The organism is Streptomyces sp. NPDC048461, from assembly GCF_055587105.1.
Genome location: NZ_JBVJGW010000030.1, coordinates 68,950 through 87,196, shown reverse-complemented (window position 1 = coordinate 87,196; position 18,247 = coordinate 68,950). Strand labels below are relative to the sequence as shown.

Genomic DNA, 18,247 nt, shown 5'->3' with positions numbered 1-18,247 from the left:
GGCAGCGTCGTCACCCTGGTCACCCCCAACCAGCGCCGCGACATGACCCGCCTCATGCAGGCCGCCGGCATCACCCCGCAGACCACCCAGGTCCGTTCGGGCGAAGAGGCCCTGAACCGGATCACCGGCGCCCAGGCCCCCTCCGGCATCCCCGTCACCATCACCAACCCGGTGTCCGACCGGCCCAAGCGCAGCACCGCCTCCCGCGGCCGGCGCGGCCGTCCCGCGCAGGGGCAGCGGCGTACCGGCGAGCGGCAGTCCTCCTTCGACGCGGCGGCCTGACGGGCCCTGTGAACCGGAGCCGATCCATCCCCGCAGGAGGCCTTGTGACGCCGGTCCAGGAACAGCCCCGCCCGGCGCACGCCGACCCCGTGCGCAGGACGGTGGCCGAGGTCATGGAAGCCGCCGGACCGCAGGTCTGTGACGACATGACCGTCGAGGTGGCCCTGTCCGTGATGACCGGCGCCCACGCCGGGCATCTGGTCGTCTGTGACGAGTTCGGCGCGTGCACCGGACTCGTCACCCGGGCCCGGCTCACGGCCCTCCGCGACAGCGCCGCCTTCACGGACCGGATCCGGCTGCGCGACGTGGCGGGCGCCCCGGGGCCCTTCACCTCGCCCCGCACCACCATGGCCGAAGCCGAACACGCCATGCGCTACCGGCGGTTGGGGGCACTGCCCGTGGTCGACGAACACGGCAGCGCCCTGGGCGTCCTCGCGCTTTCCCGCTGAACCGCCTCATCCGGCCGGACCGCCCTCCCCTTCTCCCTGTGAGGCCTCATGCGCTGTGTCATCGCCCGTTTCCCCTTCGACCTGACGAAGAGCGGCGTGCTGGAATCGATGAAGGGCGTCAAGCCCGAGCCGGTCACCGCCGAGTCGGTGATCATCGGCCGCCGCCAGTACCCGGTCAAGCAGGTGGGCGAGGTCATCACCCGGCAGGACCGCCGCGACTTCAGCGCCGGTGAGGTGTTCCGGGCCATGACGCAGCTCGGCTTCACCTGCCGCACCGTCGCCAAGGCCGTGCCGGCACCGGTCGTCGCCCCGGTCATGGGACGGTCGGCGATGATCGGCGCTCCCGTGGCCGTCTGACCGGCGTACGCCCGGGCGCCGACGCCCGAACGCATCGTGCCGAGGGCCCGACCAGCATGCTGGTCGGGCCCTCGGCACGTGGTCCGTCACCCCGCAGGTCGGCCCGCCGGTCGCCCCGCGGCGCCCGTCGGCCGCGCCTATCGGGTCAGCAGGGCGCTCACGGTCTTGCCCCCGTCGGTCCGCGGCGTGACCGAAGTGGTGCGGGCGAGATGGTTGACCATCGGCCAGCCGAAACCCCCGCCACCGCCGTGCAGGTCGGGGACGCGCATGCGCGGCAGGTGGGGACTGGCGTCGTGGACGGCGACCTCGATGCCGTCGGGGTGTGCGGTCAGGTCGAGCGTGCACGTACCGCCGCCATGGCGCAGGGCGTTCGTGACGAGTTCCGACACGACCAGCACCACGGTGTCGGCGGCGTCCTGGGCCACCGCGGGCCGGCTCAGCCCGTCGAGGAACGCCCTGACGGAGTCACGGGCGCCGGCGACGGCTGTCGTGGAGCGGACGGTGGTGGCGTTCGTGATCGTCGTGTGCATCAGGCTCACCTGCTCTCTGGATCGTCCGTGCCCGGATCCTGGCCGGCGCGGTGCGGTCTGCACCGGAACGGCCCGCACCGGAACGGAGGGACGGGGCGGAGGCCGGCGCCCTTCCCGGCGCCCTGGACCCGGCCGCCGCGCGGGACCGGCGTCGTCGCCGGGCCGAGCGTGCTTCATGTCCCGCCCTCCGCGTACCCCGAGCCGCCGGAGCCATGTGTCCGAACGGCCGAAGTCGGGTGGGATGGGGCGTTCCGGTCAGCCAGCGGTGCGGCGGTATCGGCCGGAGCGCGGCTCGGGCACCGTCCGCAGCCGCCGCCGGGGGAGGCGCGGGCCGCCGCTCCCGCGCCCGCCGGGGCGCTGCTCCGGACGGAGGTCCCGGCCGCCGGGCCGTCCGCCCGCCCGGGGCGGCGTCACCGGCGGAGCGAGTGCGAGAGCGGCGATGATCGCCGCCACCGCCCCGAGAATGATCACGGTACCCACGGACATGTGTCCCGCCTCCCTGCTGTCGACTTCACTCTCTCCTCACCCAGTGTTACCACTCGTGACCCTCTGAAACACTCTGCGTGATCGTGCGGGCTCCTCGGGGTCGATTGACTCACGGCCGAGCACGCGGAAATCTATGCTGGCGGAAGTAGACATTGCCCGGTCGTCTGGTTATGGTTTCTCATATAGCCACGATGGAACGATGAAGGAAGAACGGAGGGTCGGGCAGCACCATCAGGATCGCCCGGGCGTACGGCTGGACCCGGGTACCGCAAGACGCCGGAACGGAAGGTGGTCCACGGTTACGCATACGCGATCCCCGCACTCCCGCCCTTCTCCGGGGCGAGACGGCGGAAACGGAAGGTCGGCGCAGCACTAGGGCCGACGGATGGTGTTGAATTTCCCTTCGGGGCCCCGGTGCCGCACGGCATCAGGGCCCCTCTACGCGTTTCCCGAGTCCTTCCATGATTTCGACAGAGGTGCAGATGACAGCAGAGAACCCCACAGGCCCGCTCGGCGGTCACCTGGACGACGACGACTACCCCGCCTACACCATGGGCCGGGCCGCCGAGATGCTCGGAACGACCGCAGGCTTCCTGCGTGCGCTCGGGGAGGCCCGCCTGATCACCCCGCTCCGCTCCGAGGGCGGTCACCGGCGCTACTCCCGGTACCAGCTGCGCATCGCGGCGCGCGCGCGGGAACTCGTCGACCAGGGCACCCCGGTCGAAGCGGCCTGCCGCATCGTCATCCTGGAGGACCAGCTCGAGGAGGCGCAGCGCATCAACGCCGAGTACCGCCGCGCGGCCGGTTCCCCGCAGACGTGACCGCAGAGCGGCGCGAGCGGCGAACTGATGTTGAGGGGTCGCTTCCTCTGGTGACGGTGCGTGCCGTCCGTGTAGCGTGCCGGTAGCTGTCGTGGTTCGAAGTGCCTTCTGCCCGCATCTCCTTGGTGTGGGCAGTTCTGCTGAGTTGTGCCTGGACCAGGGCGATCACCTCCGTTTCCCGCAATGGTGGGCGACGATCACCGACTGGAAGGCATGGCCATGGCTACGGGCACTGTGAAGTGGTTCAACGCGGAAAAGGGCTTCGGCTTCATCGCCCAGGACGGCGGCGGCCCCGACGTCTTCGCCCACTACTCGGCGATCAACGCGTCCGGGTACCGCGAGCTCCAGGAGGGTCAGGCCGTGACCTTCGACATCACGCAGGGCCAGAAGGGCCCGCAGGCGGAGAACATCACCCCCGCCTGAACACCGGGACCCGCCTGATCCCTTGGGACTCCGTGGGTACACACCTCGGGGCCGCGCGGCACCAGCCGCGCGGCCCCGAGGCCGTTCCGGGAGCCGCACGGCAGGAACGAGTTCGACGACACCGCTAGGCCGTCCCTTTCGGATCTTGCCGGGCCCGCGACGCCTGGCACCGCGCCTGGCCGCACTGCCGAGGCGACCACGTACGGCCCAGTACGCGAACGCCCCGACAGCACGCCCAGACACGGCACCAGACGCCGCGGGCTCGGCCGACAAGATCCGAAAGCGACGGCCTAGTTCTCCGCGAGCACGATGACCCAGTCGGACCCGGTGAAGCGGATCCGCTCGCGCTTGTCGGGGTTGAGGCGCACGCCGTGGGCGGGGTCCGTGGCGGCGTCCGCGCGCAGCCGGAAGCCGACGGCGCATTCCCGGCGGCGCAGCGCCGACCCGACGACCGTGGCGAACGTGACCTCGCGGTCCACCCGGACGTAGTCCGAGGCCGGCTTCAGGTACAGCTCGTTCCCCTCCGCGGTGAACAGTTCCTCGAACACCTCGGCGAGGTAGCGGCTCTCCGAGATCTGGGTCATCAGGAGGCTGATCATCCGGCCGCTGACGATGAAGTCGGCGCCGTCCCGGGTGGGCGCGAGCAGCCGGTTGCCGTCGTCGGACATCTCGGTGGTGAGCGAGAGCTCCCGGTGGGCGGCGTCCCCGATCGACCGCAGGTGCAGCAGCGTGACCAGCGTCCTGTCGTCCATCTCCGCCCCCGTCTCGGATTCCGGCCCGGGCGGCCCCGTACCCGTAGCCGTAGCCGTACCCGAGCCCGTGGCCGGAGCGCCGCCCGCGTCCGTACCGGTACCCGCCGTGGGGGAAGGGGCGGAGCGGGGCGCAGGCACGGGGGCGTGGCCCATCTCGCCGATGACGATCACGTTGTCGTACGACGGCACGTCCAGCTTGGCCAGGACACCGGGATCGGTGATGTCACCGCGCTGGAAGGACACGTCGAGATGGCCGCGCGCCGGCGCGAGGCCGGGACCGGCCACCGCGAGGTCGCCGCAGAGGGCCACGACGTCCAGCGTGGTCCCGGGGCTGACGTACTGGTCGAGCTGCTCCACGATCAGCGGCGCGCGCCGGTTCCAGCCCAGCAGGAGCAGGCGTTCCGGGAGGGGGACCCGGGGACCGGTCGTGACGATCGCATCGGCGTCGACGAAGCCGGAGGCGTCCTCGGGCACCGCCGTGTCGTCGTCCTGCGAGATGACGATGACCCGGTCGCAGACGCCGAGCTCCGTGTCCGGGGGCGGGTTGAGCGCGACGCTCCCGTCGGAGCGCAGCAGCCCCACCACCGAGGATGTGGTGAAGGACAGGAGGACCTCGCCGAAGGTGCGCCCCGCGAGGCTCCCGGCGGCAGCGGTGTAGAACTCGTCTCCCTCGAAGTCGAGCAACTCCTGGTACACGAGAGAGAGTCCGGGCTGGCGGGCGGTCTGCACGAGCAGCCGGGCGACGATGTCGTCGACGCACAGCACGTGGCCGCCCGGCCCGGCGGCCAGCCGGGCCGTGACGTGGTTGCGGGTGTCGCGGACGGCGGCGACCACCACCGCGGCGCCGTCCGCCTCCGGGACGGCGGCGTTCAGGGCGAGCAGCGTCTTCACCACGTGGGCGTCGCCGCCCTCCCCGCCCGGCGGCAGGACGAGCACGGCCTTCGCGGTCTCCGGGCTCACCCGGGCGAGGACCGCCGGGTCGGTGGTGCTGCCGTTGCGGCAGATGATCCGGGTCGATCCGGTCGCCGGGATGTGGGTGGAGATCTCCTCCTCCATCTCCACCTTGTCCTTCGGGGCCAGCACGGCGATGGCCGACCGGCGCTGGTTGGCATTGGCGGCCACCAGCTCCCCGACCACCGGAAAGATCTGATCGGACCACCCCAGGACGACGGTGTGCCGCGTTTCCAGGACCGTGGAGTGGCCGAGCCGCAGCGCCATGATGCGGCGGTCGATGCCGGTCGTGATCAGGCTGACCAGCGTCGACACGAACAGCAGGGCGACCAGGGCGAGCGAGACGGACGCCAGGATGAAGAGGGGGGAGCCGACTGCGCCCCCGATCTTGAGCGTCTGGCCGACGCTGACCCACACGGCCGTGAGCCGGCCCGAGGCGGTCGGCGGGACCCGCCGGTCGGCCCATACGAGCACCAGGCTCATCGGGACCACGAAGGCGAGGCAGGCCAGGGCCAGCCAGCTGATCAGCACGGCGGTTCCCCGTGCCACCAGGTTGTCGAACCGGTAGCGCAGGCGTACCCGGACCGACCTCGTGTACTGCTGCGCCACGCAAAGCTCCCCGGCGTGAGACGACGCGCCAAGAGGGCGGCTGCCCGCCACCCCCGTGGTTCACCGTAGTCAAGGCCGGCCGCGAAGCCGTCCCCCGCGAACCCGCCCTCACCCGGAGGTATGAACGTGCGGCGAAACACCGGATCGGCCCGCGGTCGGAGAGGGCCGGTCCTCCCGTCGTACGGGGGCGGGGTCCGCCGCGGCCGAACGGGGCCCGGCGGCGGCGTACTTCGCCGGTACCGGGGCAGCCGACCCCGCGGGCGGCGCGACGCCGCCCGCGGGGGACGCCCCGCCCGGAGCTCCCCGCCCGAACCGACGAAAGGCACCCCCGCCCCATGCATGCGCGCCGCGCCCTGCCCGCCGCCGTCCTGGCCCTGGCCGCCCTCACCGCCCTTGCGGGCTGCGGCGGTTCCCCCGCGGCCGCGCCGGCCCCCGGCGGGAGCGGGCCCGGCGCCGTGGCGCAGGGAGGACGCGCCGCCGAGATACCCGGACTGGGGCCGGCGACCGTGGCGGGCGTCCCCGCCGACGCGCGGCAGGCGGTGGTGGTGACGGGCCAGGGGCCGGACTCCAGCAGTTCCACGGTCGTCCTGTACGAGCGCGACGACAGCGGGGGCTGGTCCCCGGCTCCGCTCGCCGGCTCCGGCTGGCCCGCGCACAACGGGCGGCGGGGCTGGACCGACCACCACACGATGGGGGACCTGCGCTCGCCCGTCGGGATCTACGGGCTGACGGGCGCGGGCGGGCTGCTGGAGGATCCGGGCACCCGCCTCCCGTACGACCGGGGGCCCGCCTTCACCATCGGCGGTACCGGATCCCTGGGCGAGCCCCTCGCCGGTTCCTTCGACTACGTCGTCGCGATCGACTACAACCGGGAGCCGGGCACCTCACCGCTGGACCGGACCCGTCCCCTCGGCGAGGAGCGGGGCGGCGGGATCTGGCTGCACGTCGACCACAACGGCCCGACCGAGGGCTGCGTCTCCCTGGCGAAGCCGCAGATGAGCGAACTGCTGCGGTGGCTCGACCCGGAGCGGCGCCCCGTCGTCGTCATGGGCGACGCGGACTCCCTCCGTCGCTGAGCGCGCTGCGGGGAGGCGTCAGCGGGCGGCGGCGGCCGGCCCGGCGGCGTGCGGCGCCGGGCCGAGCCAGGCGCCGACGGCCGCGGTGCGTGCGGCCGTGCGCCGGCTCGGCGACGCGTCGCGGCTCGCCCAGGCGACGTGCCCGTCGGGGCGGATCAGGACCTCGGTGACGCCGGCGAGGTCGCGGTGCGCGGTCCCCGGGGTGGCGCTCAGCGCCACGAGCCGGGGATGCGGCGCCACGACGGGCGCGGGCTCCGGCCCGTCCGCCAGCCCCAGCAGCACGAACCTGCCGTCGGCGAACAGCTCGTGGACCCGCCGCACCGTGCTGCCGGCCGCGGTCAGGTCCACGTCGGGCATGCGCCGGCCGACGAGCGGATCGGCGTCCCCGGGACCCCCGCCGGCCGGCCCGTACACGGTGTCGAGCGCGGACACCCGGCCGGCCAGCAGCCGGTTCACCTCCGGCAGGCCGAGGAGCCCGTCGAGGAGCGACCGGAGCAGCGCGGCCGGGGCCGCGTACTGCGGGACCAGGACCAGTTCGGCGAGCAGGGTCTGGACGGCGGTGTTGTCCGTGACGGAGCGGCCGACCGGACGCCGCTCGTGGGCGTAGCTGTCGAGCAGACCGTACGGCGCCCACCCCCGGACCGCGGCCGCGAGCTTCCAGCCGAGGTTCACGGCGTCCTGGAGGCCGGTGTTGAGTCCTTGGCCGGACGCCGGGAAGTGGATGTGGGCGGCGTCGCCCGCGAGGAGGATCCGGCCGGAGCGGTAGCGGTCGGCGAGCCGGGTCGCGTTCCCGAAGCGGGACAGCCAGCGCGGCGCGCCGACGCCGAGGTCGGAGCCGCACAGCCGGATCAGGGAGGCGCGGAACTCCGCCAGGGTGACCGGCTCCGCCGACGGGACCCGCATGCGCGCGGGGTCGATGAGGACGACCCGGTGGAGGCCGTCCTCCAGCGGCACGGTCAGGCAGCCCGCGGCCCGCAGTCCGTCGAGCACCTCCTGCCCGGCGCCGAAGGCGGCGAAGTCGCCCAGCATCCCGGTCAGGGTCTCGGCGGTACCGGGGAAGCCGATGCCCGCGGCCTCCCGGACGGGGCTGCGCCCGCCGTCGCACCCGACGGCGTACCGGGCCCGGAGGCGGCCGTCACCCCGCGGGCCGCGGAAGGAGACGGTGACGCCCTCGGGGTCCTGGCCGACCCCGGTGGTCTCGTGACCGCGGCTGATCCGCACGCCGAGTTCACGGGCGCGTTCCTCCAGCAGCTGCTCCGTCCGCCGCTGGGCGATGGCCAGGGTGTAGCCGTGGCGGGTGTCGAGCGCGGAGAAGTCCAGCGGGGTGGGAAGCGCGGCGAAGTGCCAGCCGGGCACGGTGCGGGCGTGCGCGAGGAAGCGGGGGGCCAGGCCGCGCAGGTCCAGGAGTTCCAGGCTGCGCGGGTGCAGGGTCAGCGCGCGGGAGTGGGGCTGGGGGTCGGTGCGGCGTTCGAGGATCCGGGTCCGGATGCCCGCCAGTGCGAGCTCGCAGCCGAGCATCAGCCCGGTGGGGCCGGCGCCGACGACGATCACTTCGGTGTCCCTGTCCGAGTCCATGAAGCGTCCTCCCATGATTTAGTGAACAGCGTTCACGTGAACGTTGTTCACTATAGTGGGGGCCATGAGTTCTCCGTCAACCGACGCCCCCGGGCGCGGACGCCCCGCCCGCCTCGACCGGACGCGCACCGTGGACACGGCGCTGGACCTGCTCGACGAGCACGGTCTGGAGGCGCTGACCATGCGGCGGCTGGCCGGCGCGCTGGACGTGCAGGCGGGGGCGCTGTACCGGTACTTCGCCACGAAAGAGGAACTGCTGACGGCGATGGCCGAGCGGATGCTCGCCGGCGCGGCGGCGCCGGACGGGCAGGCGGGGGGCCCGTCAGGCGGCGCCGACGGCTACGGCGGCTGGGAGGCGGGGCTGGCCGGCCGGGCCCGCGCCCTGCGTTCGGCCCTGCTCGCCCGGCGGGACGGGGCGCGCGTCCACGCCGGCACGCACCCGACGGGCCCGCACACCCTCGGCTTCGCCGAATCCGTCGTCGCGGTCCTGCGCGAGGCGGGCTTCGGGGACGAGGTGGCGGCGCGGACGCTGCCCGCCCTGGCGGACTACACGGTGGGCCACACGCTGGAGGAGCAGGCCGCGTCCGCCGGGCACGGCTCCGACGGTCCGGCCGATCCCGGACGGCTGCGCGGGGCCGTGGCCGACGGGGGTGCGCATCCGCACCTGGCGGCGGTGCTGCCGGTGTTCACGAGCACCGATTTCGAGGCCCGGTTCGAATTCGGCCTGCGGCTCCTGATCGAGGGCCTGCGGACCCTCCACCGGGCGGCGCCACCGGCCGGCCGCTGAGGGTGGCGGTGGCGCCGGAGGCGAGCAGGACCCGGGAACGCGCCCGGGGCCGTGGCCGCGCGCGGGCGGTCAGCGCAAGGGGACGCCCTTGTCGTCGAGTTGCATCTGCGGCCGGCCGCTGACCAGCAGCCAGGCCGGCAGCAGCGCCACGCACAGCAGCGGCAGCAGGCCCGGGTCCGGAGCGAGGATCGCGGCGGTGAACAGGCTCACCCAGCCCTGCCGGGTGACGGCCAGCAGCACCCCGAGGACCGCGCAGGTCACGCCGACGGCCGGGTGCACCGCGGGCACCAGGGCGTTCGCGGCGAGACCGAACGCGACCCCCACGAAGACGGACGGGAAGATCCGGCCGCCGCGGAACCCCGAGCCGCAGGCCACGAGAATGGCGGCGAGCTTGACCACGGTCATCAGGAGCAGGGAACCCGCCGAGTACGCACCCGGATCGGAGGCCAGGACGCCGATCTCCTCCAGCCCTTTGAAGAGGGTGAGCTTGCCGCCGAGCGCGCCGAGGAGCCCCAGCACCAGGCCGCCCAGGGTCAGCGTGAGCACCGGGTGCGGCAACCGGTGGAAGGCGCGGTGGACGTGGGGGAAGGCGTAGACGCCGATCAGGGCCAGGGCCGCCCCGGCCGAGGAGATCACGAACGCGGCGATCACGTCGGGCCAGTGCGGGGTGTCGAACGCGGGCAGCGGGAGGTGGAAGGTGGGAGCGTCGAGCATCACGCTCGTCACACCGCCGGCTCCCGCGGCGATCAGTGGCGCGAAGAGCTGGTCCCACAGCGTGGGCACGCGCGCGCCGGGTGCCTTCGGGGTCGCCGGGCCGGGCGCGGACACCATCGACTCGGTGAGGATCAGCACGGCCGCGACCGGGGTGCCGAACAGCGCGCCGACCGTGCCCGCCGCGCCCAGCGCCACCCAGATCTGCGCCGGACTGCCCGGGGCGAGCCGTCGTCCGAACCAGTACGCGAGGGCGATGTTCGCGGCGGTGATCGGGTTCTCCGGGCCCAGGCTGACTCCGCCGGCCAGGGCCAGTCCGGTCACCACGAGCAGTCCGGGGAGGACGCCCAGGGGCAGCGGGGCGTCCACCAGCCCCGTCGTCGCGGGGTCGGGGCCGGCGTGCCCGTGCACCTTCCAGGCCACGAGCCCGACCGCGAGGCCGGTCGCCGTCAGAACGGCCAGGATCCACGCGACCGACCAGGGCCCGACGCCGATCGCGTCGGGCAGGGTCTTCCACAGGACGTCCTTGAGCAGGTCGGCCGCCTCGCTCACGCCGATCAGCACCAGGCTGGAGCCCACTCCGATCACGAGGGCGGGCAGGATCAGCGGGAGCAGGGCCCGGGCGGGGGAGGCCGGCGGGGGCGCGGCGGGCTGTGCGGGGACGGTCACCGGATCAACGTAGCGGTGAATCACCTGAAATCATGTCAAATAGCAGCGTGTGTGCGTGAGGGGCGGGCGCTCTTCGCTGCGGTGGCCCGGGGACGGCCGGAGCGTCACGGCCGGCCCGGCATGCGCAGCCGCAGGCTGTCGTACACGGGGACGCTGCCCATCCGGTCGGCCGTCAGGGTCGCGGCGAAGCAGGCGGTGAGCAGCGGGACCAGCAGGGACGTGGCGCCCGTCATCTCGACGACGAGCGCGATGCCCGTCACGGGCGCCCGGACCGCGGCGCTGAACAGGGCGGCCATGCCGACGATCGCGAAGGATGCGGCGCCGGAGTCGTCGTGGGGGAGGAGGGGAAGGGCGAGGCCGTGGACGAGGGCCCCCCACAGGGCGCCCAGCGCCAGCAGGGGGGCAAAGAGGCCGCCCGGGGTGCCGGCCGCGTAGCTGAGGGGACCCGCCAGGAACCGTACGACCAGGTACCCCGCGAGTACGGGCACCACCGGCACCTCGCCGGCCAGCAGCCGCCCGCTCAACTGGTCTCCGCCGCCGGCCAGCAGGGGATCGATGCCGAGCAGGAGTCCGACGACGGCCCCGATGAGGGCGGCCCGGGCGATCGGGCCCACCCGGGTGGTGCGGTCGCAGAAGGCCAGGGCGCCGAGGACGAGGCGGTTGTACCCCGCTCCCAGGGCGCCCGTGGTGACGCCGAACAGGAGGAAGGCGGGCAGCAGGACGAGCGGCGGGGCGGTCGTGTCCGGCACGCGGAAGACGGGCCGGTCGCCCACGACGAGCTGCGAACACCCGACGGCGGTGGCGGTGCCGATGAGGGTGAGCAGCACCAGGCGCGGCCGGACCCGCCGGGTCACCTCCTCGCAGACGAACAGCACACCGCTCAGGGGCGCGGTGAACGCCACCGCCAGGCCCGCTCCGGCGAGCGAGGTGTGCAGCAGGGTGACGTCGCCCGGCCCCATCCGGGCACGGCGCCCCGCCGCGGCGCCGATCGCCGCTCCCATGTGCACCGTCGGGCCCTCCCGCCCGAGGACCAGGCCCGAGCCCATGGCGATCAGCCCGCCCGCGAACTTGGCCGGCAGGAGCCGCAGCGGCTGCGGTTCGTGCTCCCCGAGCCACACGGCCTCGACGTCCTGGATGCCGCTGCCGGCGGCGAGCGGGACGCGCCGGGCGATCGCGCAGGCGACGGCGGCGCCCACCGCGGTGAGGGCGACCGGAACCAGCCAGCCCGGACCGCCGAGCCGCTCCGACGCCACCACCAGGGAGCCGCGCAGTTCGTCGGCCCGCACCAGGCACCAGCGGAAGCTCCCGCCGACCAGCCCCACGAGGCAGCCGGCGACCGCCGCGACGAGGTACACGCCCGGCCCGCGGCCGCCCGGCTGACCTGCCGTCACCCGGACCGCCCCCACTCGGGGCGCGGCCGGCCGGGGCGGCGTGCTCCGGGCGCGGGCGGCAGCCGGCCACCGGGTGCACCGGGCATGTACTGACCTCCGCCGAGCCGTGGTTCGCGTCCGTCAGAGCCTGGCCCGCCGCCCGCGCGCCGCCCCGTACATCGGGACGGCCGCGCCCAAACCGCCCCCGACTGGGTCAACGCCGTCCGGGCGGTGGCGGCGTACGGTCCGCGACATCCGCACGTCGCCGCCTCCAGGAGGCTGCTTTCGGATGAAAAGCGTGATAAGCCGGTACGCGTACCGAAATGTTCCTTTTCGGTCTTCGTGGAAGGGGACTTCGTTGTCGCACGATCCGCCGGCCGGCCCTCGTTCCCGAACGGACGAGGCGGGAACGGACAAGGTGGTCTTCGGCGTCACGGCGGGCCTGACCCTGGCCTTCGTGCTGTGGGGCGCCCTCGCCACCGACTCGCTCGAAAGCGTGTCGAGCCGACTGCTGAAGGGGCTCATCCACAACGGCGGCTGGGCCTTCATGCTCGCCGCCACCGGCTTCGTCGTCTTCGCCCTCTGGCTCGCCATCAGCCGCTACGGCCGCATCCACCTCGGGCGCGAGGGCGAAGCACCCGAGTTCCGCACCGTCTCCTGGGTCGCGATGATGTTCAGCGCGGGCATGGGGATCGGGCTCATGTTCTACGGCGTGAGCGAGCCGCTGTCGCACTACGGCACGCCCCCGCCCGGCACCCACCCCGTCGACTCCGCGGAGCGCATGCAGACGGCGATGGCCACCACGCTGTTCCACTGGACGCTCCACCCGTGGGCGATCTACGCGGTGGTCGGGCTCGCCATCGCCTACAGCACCTTCCGGCGCGGCCGGCGCCAGACGATCAGCGCGGTGTTCGAGCCGCTCATCGGCGCCCGGCACGCCCACGGCGCCGCGGGCCGCGTCATCGACATCGTCGCCATCTTCGCCACCCTCTTCGGCTCCGCCGCCTCGCTGGGCCTGGGCGCCCTGCAGATCGGCAGCGGTTTCCGGGAGCTGGGGTGGATGGCCACCGTCAGCACCGGCCTGCTCGTCGCGATCATCGCCGTGCTGACCGTCGCGTTCGTCGCCTCCGCGGTCTCCGGCGTGGAGCGCGGCATCCAGTGGCTGTCGAACATCAACATGGTGCTCGCGCTCGTCCTCGCCGTGTTCGTGTTCATCGCCGGGCCGACCATCATCGTGCTCGACCTGCTCCCCACCTCCGTGGGCGCCTACATCGGCGACCTGCCCCAGCTCATCGGGCGTACGGAGGCCACCGGCGCGGGCGACGTCGCCGACTGGCTCGGCAGCTGGACGGTCTTCTACTGGGCCTGGTGGATCTCCTGGACGCCGTTCGTCGGCATGTTCATCGCCCGGATCAGCCGCGGCCGTACGATCCGCCAGTTCATCGGCGGCGTCATCCTCGTGCCGAGCTCGGTCAGCCTGGTGTGGTTCGCCATCTTCGGCGGTACGGCGATGAAGCTCCGGGAGAGCGGCGAACTCGGCCGCGAGGCGACGCCGGAGGGGCAGCTCTTCGGCGTACTCCAGCAGTTCCCCATTCCCACCGTGATGAGCCTGCTGGTGATGATCCTCGTCGGCATCTTCTTCGTGTCGGGCGCGGACGCCGCGTCCATCGTGATGGGCACCCTCTCCCAGAAGGGCGTCTTCGAACCGGCCCGGCTGGTCGTCGTCTTCTGGGGCGTGGTCACCGGTGCCGTCGCCGCGATCATGCTGCTCATCGGCAACGGCAAGGGCGACGCGCTCGCCGGCCTGCAGAACCTGACGATCCTGGTGGCGGCGCCGTTCACCGTGGTCATGATCGGCATGTGCGTGGCCCTGATGCGCGACCTGCGCCGGGACCCGCTGATCGTCCGCGGCGAGAGGGGCGAGGAGGCCGTGGCCCAGGCCGTGGTCGCCGGCCACGAGGAGTACGACGGGGACTTCGAGATCCGCATCGGGCCCGGCACCGGCGCGGAACCGGACGCGACGCGGCCCTCGCCGATCGACGGTCAGCACTGACGGCCGCGCGCCCCCGGCCGGCCGCGCCGCGCGTACGGCCCGCCGCGGCGCGCGGAGGGTGCGGGCCCCTCAGGGGGTCCGCACCCCCGGCGGCGCGGTGAGGCGGCGTACGGACTCCACCACGGCCTCGCGGTGGCGGGCGAGGCGCCCGGGCGGCCAGCCGGCGCCCGGCTCGCCCGCCGCGGGGCCGCCGACCGCACCGAACCAGGCCTGGGACAGGCCCATCACCAGGGTGAGGACGTCGGCGGCGTCCAGCGCGGGGTCCACGGCGCCGGCCTGCTGGGCCCGCTCCACCGCCGCGATCTTGCCGCGGTAGGACTCGGCCTCGGCGGGGGCGGAGCCCGGTCGCTCCAGCTGCTTCCACAGGACGAGCCGCATCAGCGCCGGCCGCGCGACGAGGTGGTCGAACACGGCGCCCGCGTAGCCGGGCAGGTCCTCGGGGCTGAAGGGAACGGACTCCGAGCCGTCTTCCAGCGCGCGCCGGAGCACGACGTCGAAGAGCTCCTCCTTGTTGCCGAAGTAGACGTAGATGAGCCGCTTGTTGGCCTGTGCGGCCTCGGCGATCCGGTCGACCCGCGCGCCGGCGATGCCGTACGCCGCGAACTCGGAGAAGGCGGCGTCGAGCAGGCGTGCCTTGGTTGCGCTGGAGTCCCTTGCCATGCCCGCAGCCTAGCAAGTAACTATCCGGTTATTGATATTCGCGGTGAAGTGCGCGCATGGTTGACCTATCCGGTTAGTTACTTACTTTCGCTGAGGAGAACACCATGGAGATGCGCGCACTGGGCGGCCAGGGACTGCAGGTCGGCGCCGAGGGGCTCGGTCTGATGGGGATGAGCGCCCACTACGGCGCCGCCGACGAGACCGAGTCGCTCGCCACCATCGACCGCGCGCTGGAGCTCGGCGTCACGCTGCTGGACACCGCGGAGGGCTACGGCCCGTTCCTGAACGAGCAGCTCCTCGGCCGGGCGCTCGCCGGGCGCCGCGAAGCGGCCGTGGTCGCCACCAAGACGGGGGTGGAGTTCGCCGACGACGGCACCTTCCTCGGCCACAACGCGACTCCGGACTACATCCGCCGCTCGGCGGACCGGTCCCTGCGCCACCTGGGCACCGACCACATCGACCTGTACTACCTGCACCGCGTCGACCCCTCCGTGCCGATCGAGGAGAGCGTGGGCGCCATGGCCGGGCTGGTCGCCGCCGGCAAGGTCCGCCACATCGGACTGTGCGAGGCCGCGCCCGCCACCGTCCGGCGCGCCCATGCCGTCCATCCGCTGGCCGCCGTGCAGACGGAGTACAGCCTCTTCGAGCGCGGGATCGAGCAGGACGGCGTCCTCGACACCCTGCGCGAGCTCGGCATCGGCCTCGTCGCCTACTCGCCGCTGGGCCGGGGCTTCCTGTCCGGGGCCGTGACGAGCCCCGACGACTTCGCGGCGGACGACTTCCGGCGGACGGACCCCCGCTTCCAGGGCGAGAACTTCGACCGCAACCTGGCCGTCGTCGACCAGGTCCGCCGCCTCGCCGCGGAGAAGGGCGTCACCCCCTCGCAGCTCGCCCTCGCCTGGACGCTGCGCCAGGGTGCGGTGCCCATTCCGGGCACCAAGCGGCGCCGGTACCTGGAGGAGAACGTGTCCGCCACCGCCGTGACCGTCTCCGACGCCGACCTGGCCCGCATCGAGGCCGTGGCCCCGCGGGGCGTGGTCTCGGGCAACCGCTACGCCCCGGAGCTGATGGGGTCCCTGAACGGCTGATCCGCCGGGGTGGCGCAGTTCACAGCGGATGGCCGGAACGGCGTGATGTCGTTGAGCGTTCATCTATATGTGGCGCCGTGCGAAGCCCGCGCCGTGCGAAGCCCGCGCCGTGCGAAGCCCGCGCCGCGAGGCTACGGCCCGCCGCCACGCCCTTGGCCGCCCCGGCCGGTCACCCCCCTGACCGGCCGGGGCTTTCCCGTGCCGCGATGCCCCGGCCGGTTCCGAAGCGGCCCCGGCATGCCCGCCGGGCCGGGCGGACCTACGGTGGATCAGTGCGCTACCGCCTCGCGGTCGTCGCCCTGACCGCCGCTCTCTGCGCGTCCGTGCCGTCCTGCGACGTGCAGCAGGCCCCCGCGCCGCGGCTCCGGGCCCTGCCCGCGGAATCGGTGCCGGGACTGGCCGCCCGCGTGACGGCCGTCCCGGCGGAGAAACTGGGCGCCTCCCACCGGGCCGGCTGCCCCGTACCGCCCGGAGACCTGCGTCTGATCCGGATGAACCACTGGGGTTTCGACGGCAAGGTCCACGCGGGCGAGCTGATCGTCCACCGCGAGGCCGTCGCCCCGCTGCTCCACGTGTTCGGCGAGGCGTACGCCGCCCGGTTCCCGATCCGCCGCATGCGGGTCATGGCCGCGTACGGGGGCAGCGACGCCCGGGCCATGGCCGACGACAACACCTCGGCCTTCAACTGCCGCCCGGTCACCGGAGACCCGGGCAAGCTCTCGCGGCACGCCTGGGGCGACGCCGTGGACATCAACCCGGTGGAGAACCCGTACGTCGACCTCCACGGCACCAGCCACCCGCCGAACGGGCGCGACCACCTCGACCGCGACAGCGCCCGGCCCGGCATGATCCGTCCGGGCGACGCGGTGGCCCGGGCCTTCGAGGAGGTCGGCTGGTCCTGGGGCGACCGCTGGTCCAACCCCGACTACCAGCACTTCTCCGCCAACGGCGACTGACCGCCCCGCGCGCCCTCAGAACGACTTGCGGAGCCGGTGCCGCAGCGGCCTGCCGTCCGGGTCCACGAGCAGCCGGTAGAACGGCATGGACACCCTCCTGGTCAATGGAGACAGCTCCGGCGGCCGGTACGCGCGGAGCCGGCCCGGCGGGCGCGGCCCCCGGCGGCCGCCCGCGTGCCAGGCGTCCAGGGCCGAAGCGGCCGCCGCGAACGCGTCGAAGGCGTACACCGGGTCGCACAGCGGATCCGGCGCCCCCGGGTCCGGCTCGTCCTCGTCGAGGTGCTCGCGCGCGAGGCGCAGCCGCAGCTCCCTGGCGAAGACGCGCGCGCCGTCCCCCAGGCCCGCCGGGTCGCGCGGTGTCCGCTGGTCGGCGTCCTCGTCCAGGACGACGCAGCCGAGCTCCGAGTCGTGGCTCCAGGAGCGGAGGTTGATGTTGTCCGACCCGACCGCCGCCCACACGTCGTCGATCACGCACGCCTTCGCGTGGACGTACACGGGCGTCCCGGCGTGGTTCTCCAGCCCGTACACCGCGACCCGGTCGCCGCCCGCCTCGCGCAGCCGGTCCAGTGCCGCGATCCGTCCGACCAGGTTCATCGGCAGCGTGAACCGGCCGTCCTGCTCCGGGACGGTGGGGATGACCGCGACCAGGTGGAGTCCGGGGTGGGCGGCCAAGGCCTGCGCGAAGCTCTCCACCACGCTGGGGGACCACAGGTACTGGTCCTCCAGGTAGATGAGCGAGCGGGCGCGTCCCACGGCCCGGAGGTAGCCGCGCGCGATGCTGCGCTCGCCGTCCGGGGCGAAGGGATACCCGCGGAACAGCCGGTTCGGGTACGTGCGCAGCACCTGGACGGTGTGGGCGCCGCACGGCTCCGGATCGGGCAGCTGCGCCGGCAGGGGATCGGCCTCGGTGTCCTCGTGGTGGAAGATCTCCCGCATCCGGGTGAGCGGACTGCGGCTGAGCGGTGACGGGTCCTCCCACCGCTCGCGGAAACCGGCCTCCAGGTCGCCGACGGCCGGCCCGCGCACCGCCAGCTGCACGTCGTGCCAGGGCGGTCGCTCGCCGTAGGCCTCGGCGAAGGGGATGGCCTGCGGGTCGCCGTGGTGGGAGGCGTCGTCGTTGCGGCCGTGGCAGAGGTCGATGCCGCCGACGTACGCGACGTCGGCCTCGGGACGGTCCGGGTGGCGCAGGACGACGAGCTTCTGGTGGTGGGAGCCGCCGGGGCGCACCCGCATGTCCAGGAGGCATTCGCCGCCGGCCGCCGCGATCTCCTCGCCGAGGTGGCGGTTCTCCGTCTGGCTGAACTGGAGTCCGTCCAGGTGGGAGCGCCAGATCAGCCCCTTGACGATCACGCCGCGCTCGGCCGCGGCGGCCAGCACCGCACCGATCTCGGTGCCCTCGCCGTCCAGGCGCTCGTCGGGGTCGCCGCGCCAGTCCGTGAACATCAGCAGGTCGCCCGGGCCCTGCGAGCGGATCGCTGCGAGCAGCTCCGCGAAGTACGTCCTGCCGTGGACCAGCGGCCGTACGTGATTGCCGTGCGACCAGGCCGCACCGTCCGGGCGACGGCGGTCCAGAACCGTCGCGGCATTGTCGCGTTCGCCCGCGGTGAGCAGCCAGTCGGAGAGTTTCACTGCACGCCCTTCC

16 protein-coding genes and 1 pseudogene are annotated in these 18,247 nt (G+C 73.7%); 10 read left to right on the top strand and 7 right to left on the bottom strand.

The genetic code is table 11. The annotated features are described in order from the left end of the window. From ACZ6S8_RS34060 to ACZ6S8_RS34050, 3 genes and pseudogenes are all read left to right on the top strand, one after another. A pseudogene (locus tag ACZ6S8_RS34060) lies at positions 1-282 on the top strand (DEAD/DEAH box helicase); the annotation flags it as partial. A 44-nt stretch (positions 283-326) separates the two neighbouring features. After that, a complete protein-coding gene (locus tag ACZ6S8_RS34055; protein ID WP_469461557.1) occupies positions 327-731 on the top strand; it encodes a CBS domain-containing protein in 405 nt (134 codons plus the stop codon). A gap of 48 nt (positions 732-779) precedes the next feature. Further along, positions 780-1,088, top strand: coding sequence for an SCO5918 family protein (locus ACZ6S8_RS34050; RefSeq protein WP_469461555.1), 309 nt, complete (start codon positions 780-782; stop codon positions 1,086-1,088). 137 nt (positions 1,089-1,225) lie between these two features. Here the strand turns inward: ACZ6S8_RS34050 and ACZ6S8_RS34045 are convergent, their stop codons facing one another. Further along, on the bottom strand, positions 1,226-1,618 hold the full coding sequence (locus ACZ6S8_RS34045; RefSeq protein ID WP_469461554.1) for an ATP-binding protein: 393 nt from the start codon (positions 1,616-1,618) through the stop codon (positions 1,226-1,228). 968 nt (positions 1,619-2,586) lie between these two features. Between ACZ6S8_RS34045 and ACZ6S8_RS34040 the strand changes: the two genes are divergently transcribed. Beyond that, positions 2,587-2,925: a helix-turn-helix domain-containing protein gene (locus tag ACZ6S8_RS34040; protein WP_469461552.1), complete on the top strand. Its 339-nt coding sequence runs from the start codon at positions 2,587-2,589 to the stop codon at positions 2,923-2,925. 219 nt (positions 2,926-3,144) lie between these two features. Then, positions 3,145-3,348 (top strand): cold-shock protein, encoded by a 204-nt coding sequence (locus tag ACZ6S8_RS34035; protein ID WP_267726646.1) that lies wholly within the window; start codon positions 3,145-3,147, stop codon positions 3,346-3,348. 290 nt (positions 3,349-3,638) lie between these two features. Here ACZ6S8_RS34035 and ACZ6S8_RS34030 read toward each other — a convergent pair whose 3' ends face one another. Beyond that, positions 3,639-5,660 (bottom strand): CASTOR/POLLUX-related putative ion channel, encoded by a 2,022-nt coding sequence (locus ACZ6S8_RS34030; protein ID WP_469461550.1) that lies wholly within the window; start codon positions 5,658-5,660, stop codon positions 3,639-3,641. Positions 5,661-5,995: 335 nt separating this feature from the next. Here ACZ6S8_RS34030 and ACZ6S8_RS34025 point away from each other — a divergent pair, with 335 nt between their 5' ends. After that, on the top strand, positions 5,996-6,736 hold the full coding sequence (locus tag ACZ6S8_RS34025; protein ID WP_469461548.1) for a hypothetical protein: 741 nt from the start codon (positions 5,996-5,998) through the stop codon (positions 6,734-6,736). 18 nt (positions 6,737-6,754) lie between these two features. Here ACZ6S8_RS34025 and ACZ6S8_RS34020 read toward each other — a convergent pair whose 3' ends face one another. Further along, on the bottom strand, positions 6,755-8,311 hold the full coding sequence (locus tag ACZ6S8_RS34020) for an FAD-dependent monooxygenase (RefSeq protein WP_469461546.1): 1,557 nt from the start codon (positions 8,309-8,311) through the stop codon (positions 6,755-6,757). A 64-nt stretch (positions 8,312-8,375) separates the two neighbouring features. Here ACZ6S8_RS34020 and ACZ6S8_RS34015 point away from each other — a divergent pair, with 64 nt between their 5' ends. Beyond that, a complete protein-coding gene (locus tag ACZ6S8_RS34015; RefSeq protein ID WP_469461544.1) occupies positions 8,376-9,098 on the top strand; it encodes a TetR/AcrR family transcriptional regulator C-terminal domain-containing protein in 723 nt (240 codons plus the stop codon). A gap of 69 nt (positions 9,099-9,167) precedes the next feature. Here ACZ6S8_RS34015 and ACZ6S8_RS34010 read toward each other — a convergent pair whose 3' ends face one another. Together ACZ6S8_RS34010 and ACZ6S8_RS34005 are read right to left on the bottom strand one after the other, a co-directional pair. Further along, entirely contained in the window at positions 9,168-10,478 is a 1,311-nt protein-coding gene (locus ACZ6S8_RS34010; RefSeq protein WP_469461542.1) for an ion channel protein, read from the bottom strand. 104 nt (positions 10,479-10,582) lie between these two features. Next, the gene (locus ACZ6S8_RS34005; protein WP_469461541.1) at positions 10,583-11,869 is read right to left on the bottom strand and encodes a ClC family H(+)/Cl(-) exchange transporter; all 1,287 of its coding nucleotides are present in this window, start codon (positions 11,867-11,869) and stop codon (positions 10,583-10,585) included. Between the two features lie 337 nt (positions 11,870-12,206). Here ACZ6S8_RS34005 and ACZ6S8_RS34000 point away from each other — a divergent pair, with 337 nt between their 5' ends. Then, positions 12,207-13,901 (top strand): BCCT family transporter, encoded by a 1,695-nt coding sequence (locus ACZ6S8_RS34000; RefSeq protein ID WP_469461539.1) that lies wholly within the window; start codon positions 12,207-12,209, stop codon positions 13,899-13,901. A 69-nt stretch (positions 13,902-13,970) separates the two neighbouring features. Here ACZ6S8_RS34000 and ACZ6S8_RS33995 read toward each other — a convergent pair whose 3' ends face one another. Next, entirely contained in the window at positions 13,971-14,561 is a 591-nt protein-coding gene (locus ACZ6S8_RS33995; RefSeq protein ID WP_469461538.1) for a TetR/AcrR family transcriptional regulator, read from the bottom strand. A gap of 104 nt (positions 14,562-14,665) precedes the next feature. On the opposite strand from ACZ6S8_RS33995, the gene ACZ6S8_RS33990 reads away from it, so the two are divergent. Then, positions 14,666-15,649 carry an aldo/keto reductase gene (locus ACZ6S8_RS33990; protein WP_469461537.1) on the top strand — a complete coding sequence of 328 codons (984 nt, stop codon included), beginning with the start codon at positions 14,666-14,668 and terminating at the stop codon, positions 15,647-15,649. Between the two features lie 272 nt (positions 15,650-15,921). Beyond that, the gene (locus ACZ6S8_RS33985) at positions 15,922-16,605 is read left to right on the top strand and encodes a M15 family metallopeptidase (RefSeq protein WP_469461535.1); all 684 of its coding nucleotides are present in this window, start codon (positions 15,922-15,924) and stop codon (positions 16,603-16,605) included. Between the two features lie 15 nt (positions 16,606-16,620). Here ACZ6S8_RS33985 and ACZ6S8_RS33980 read toward each other — a convergent pair whose 3' ends face one another. Further along, entirely contained in the window at positions 16,621-18,234 is a 1,614-nt protein-coding gene (locus tag ACZ6S8_RS33980; RefSeq protein WP_469461534.1) for a phospholipase D family protein, read from the bottom strand. Between the last annotated feature and the right edge of the window lie 13 nt (positions 18,235-18,247).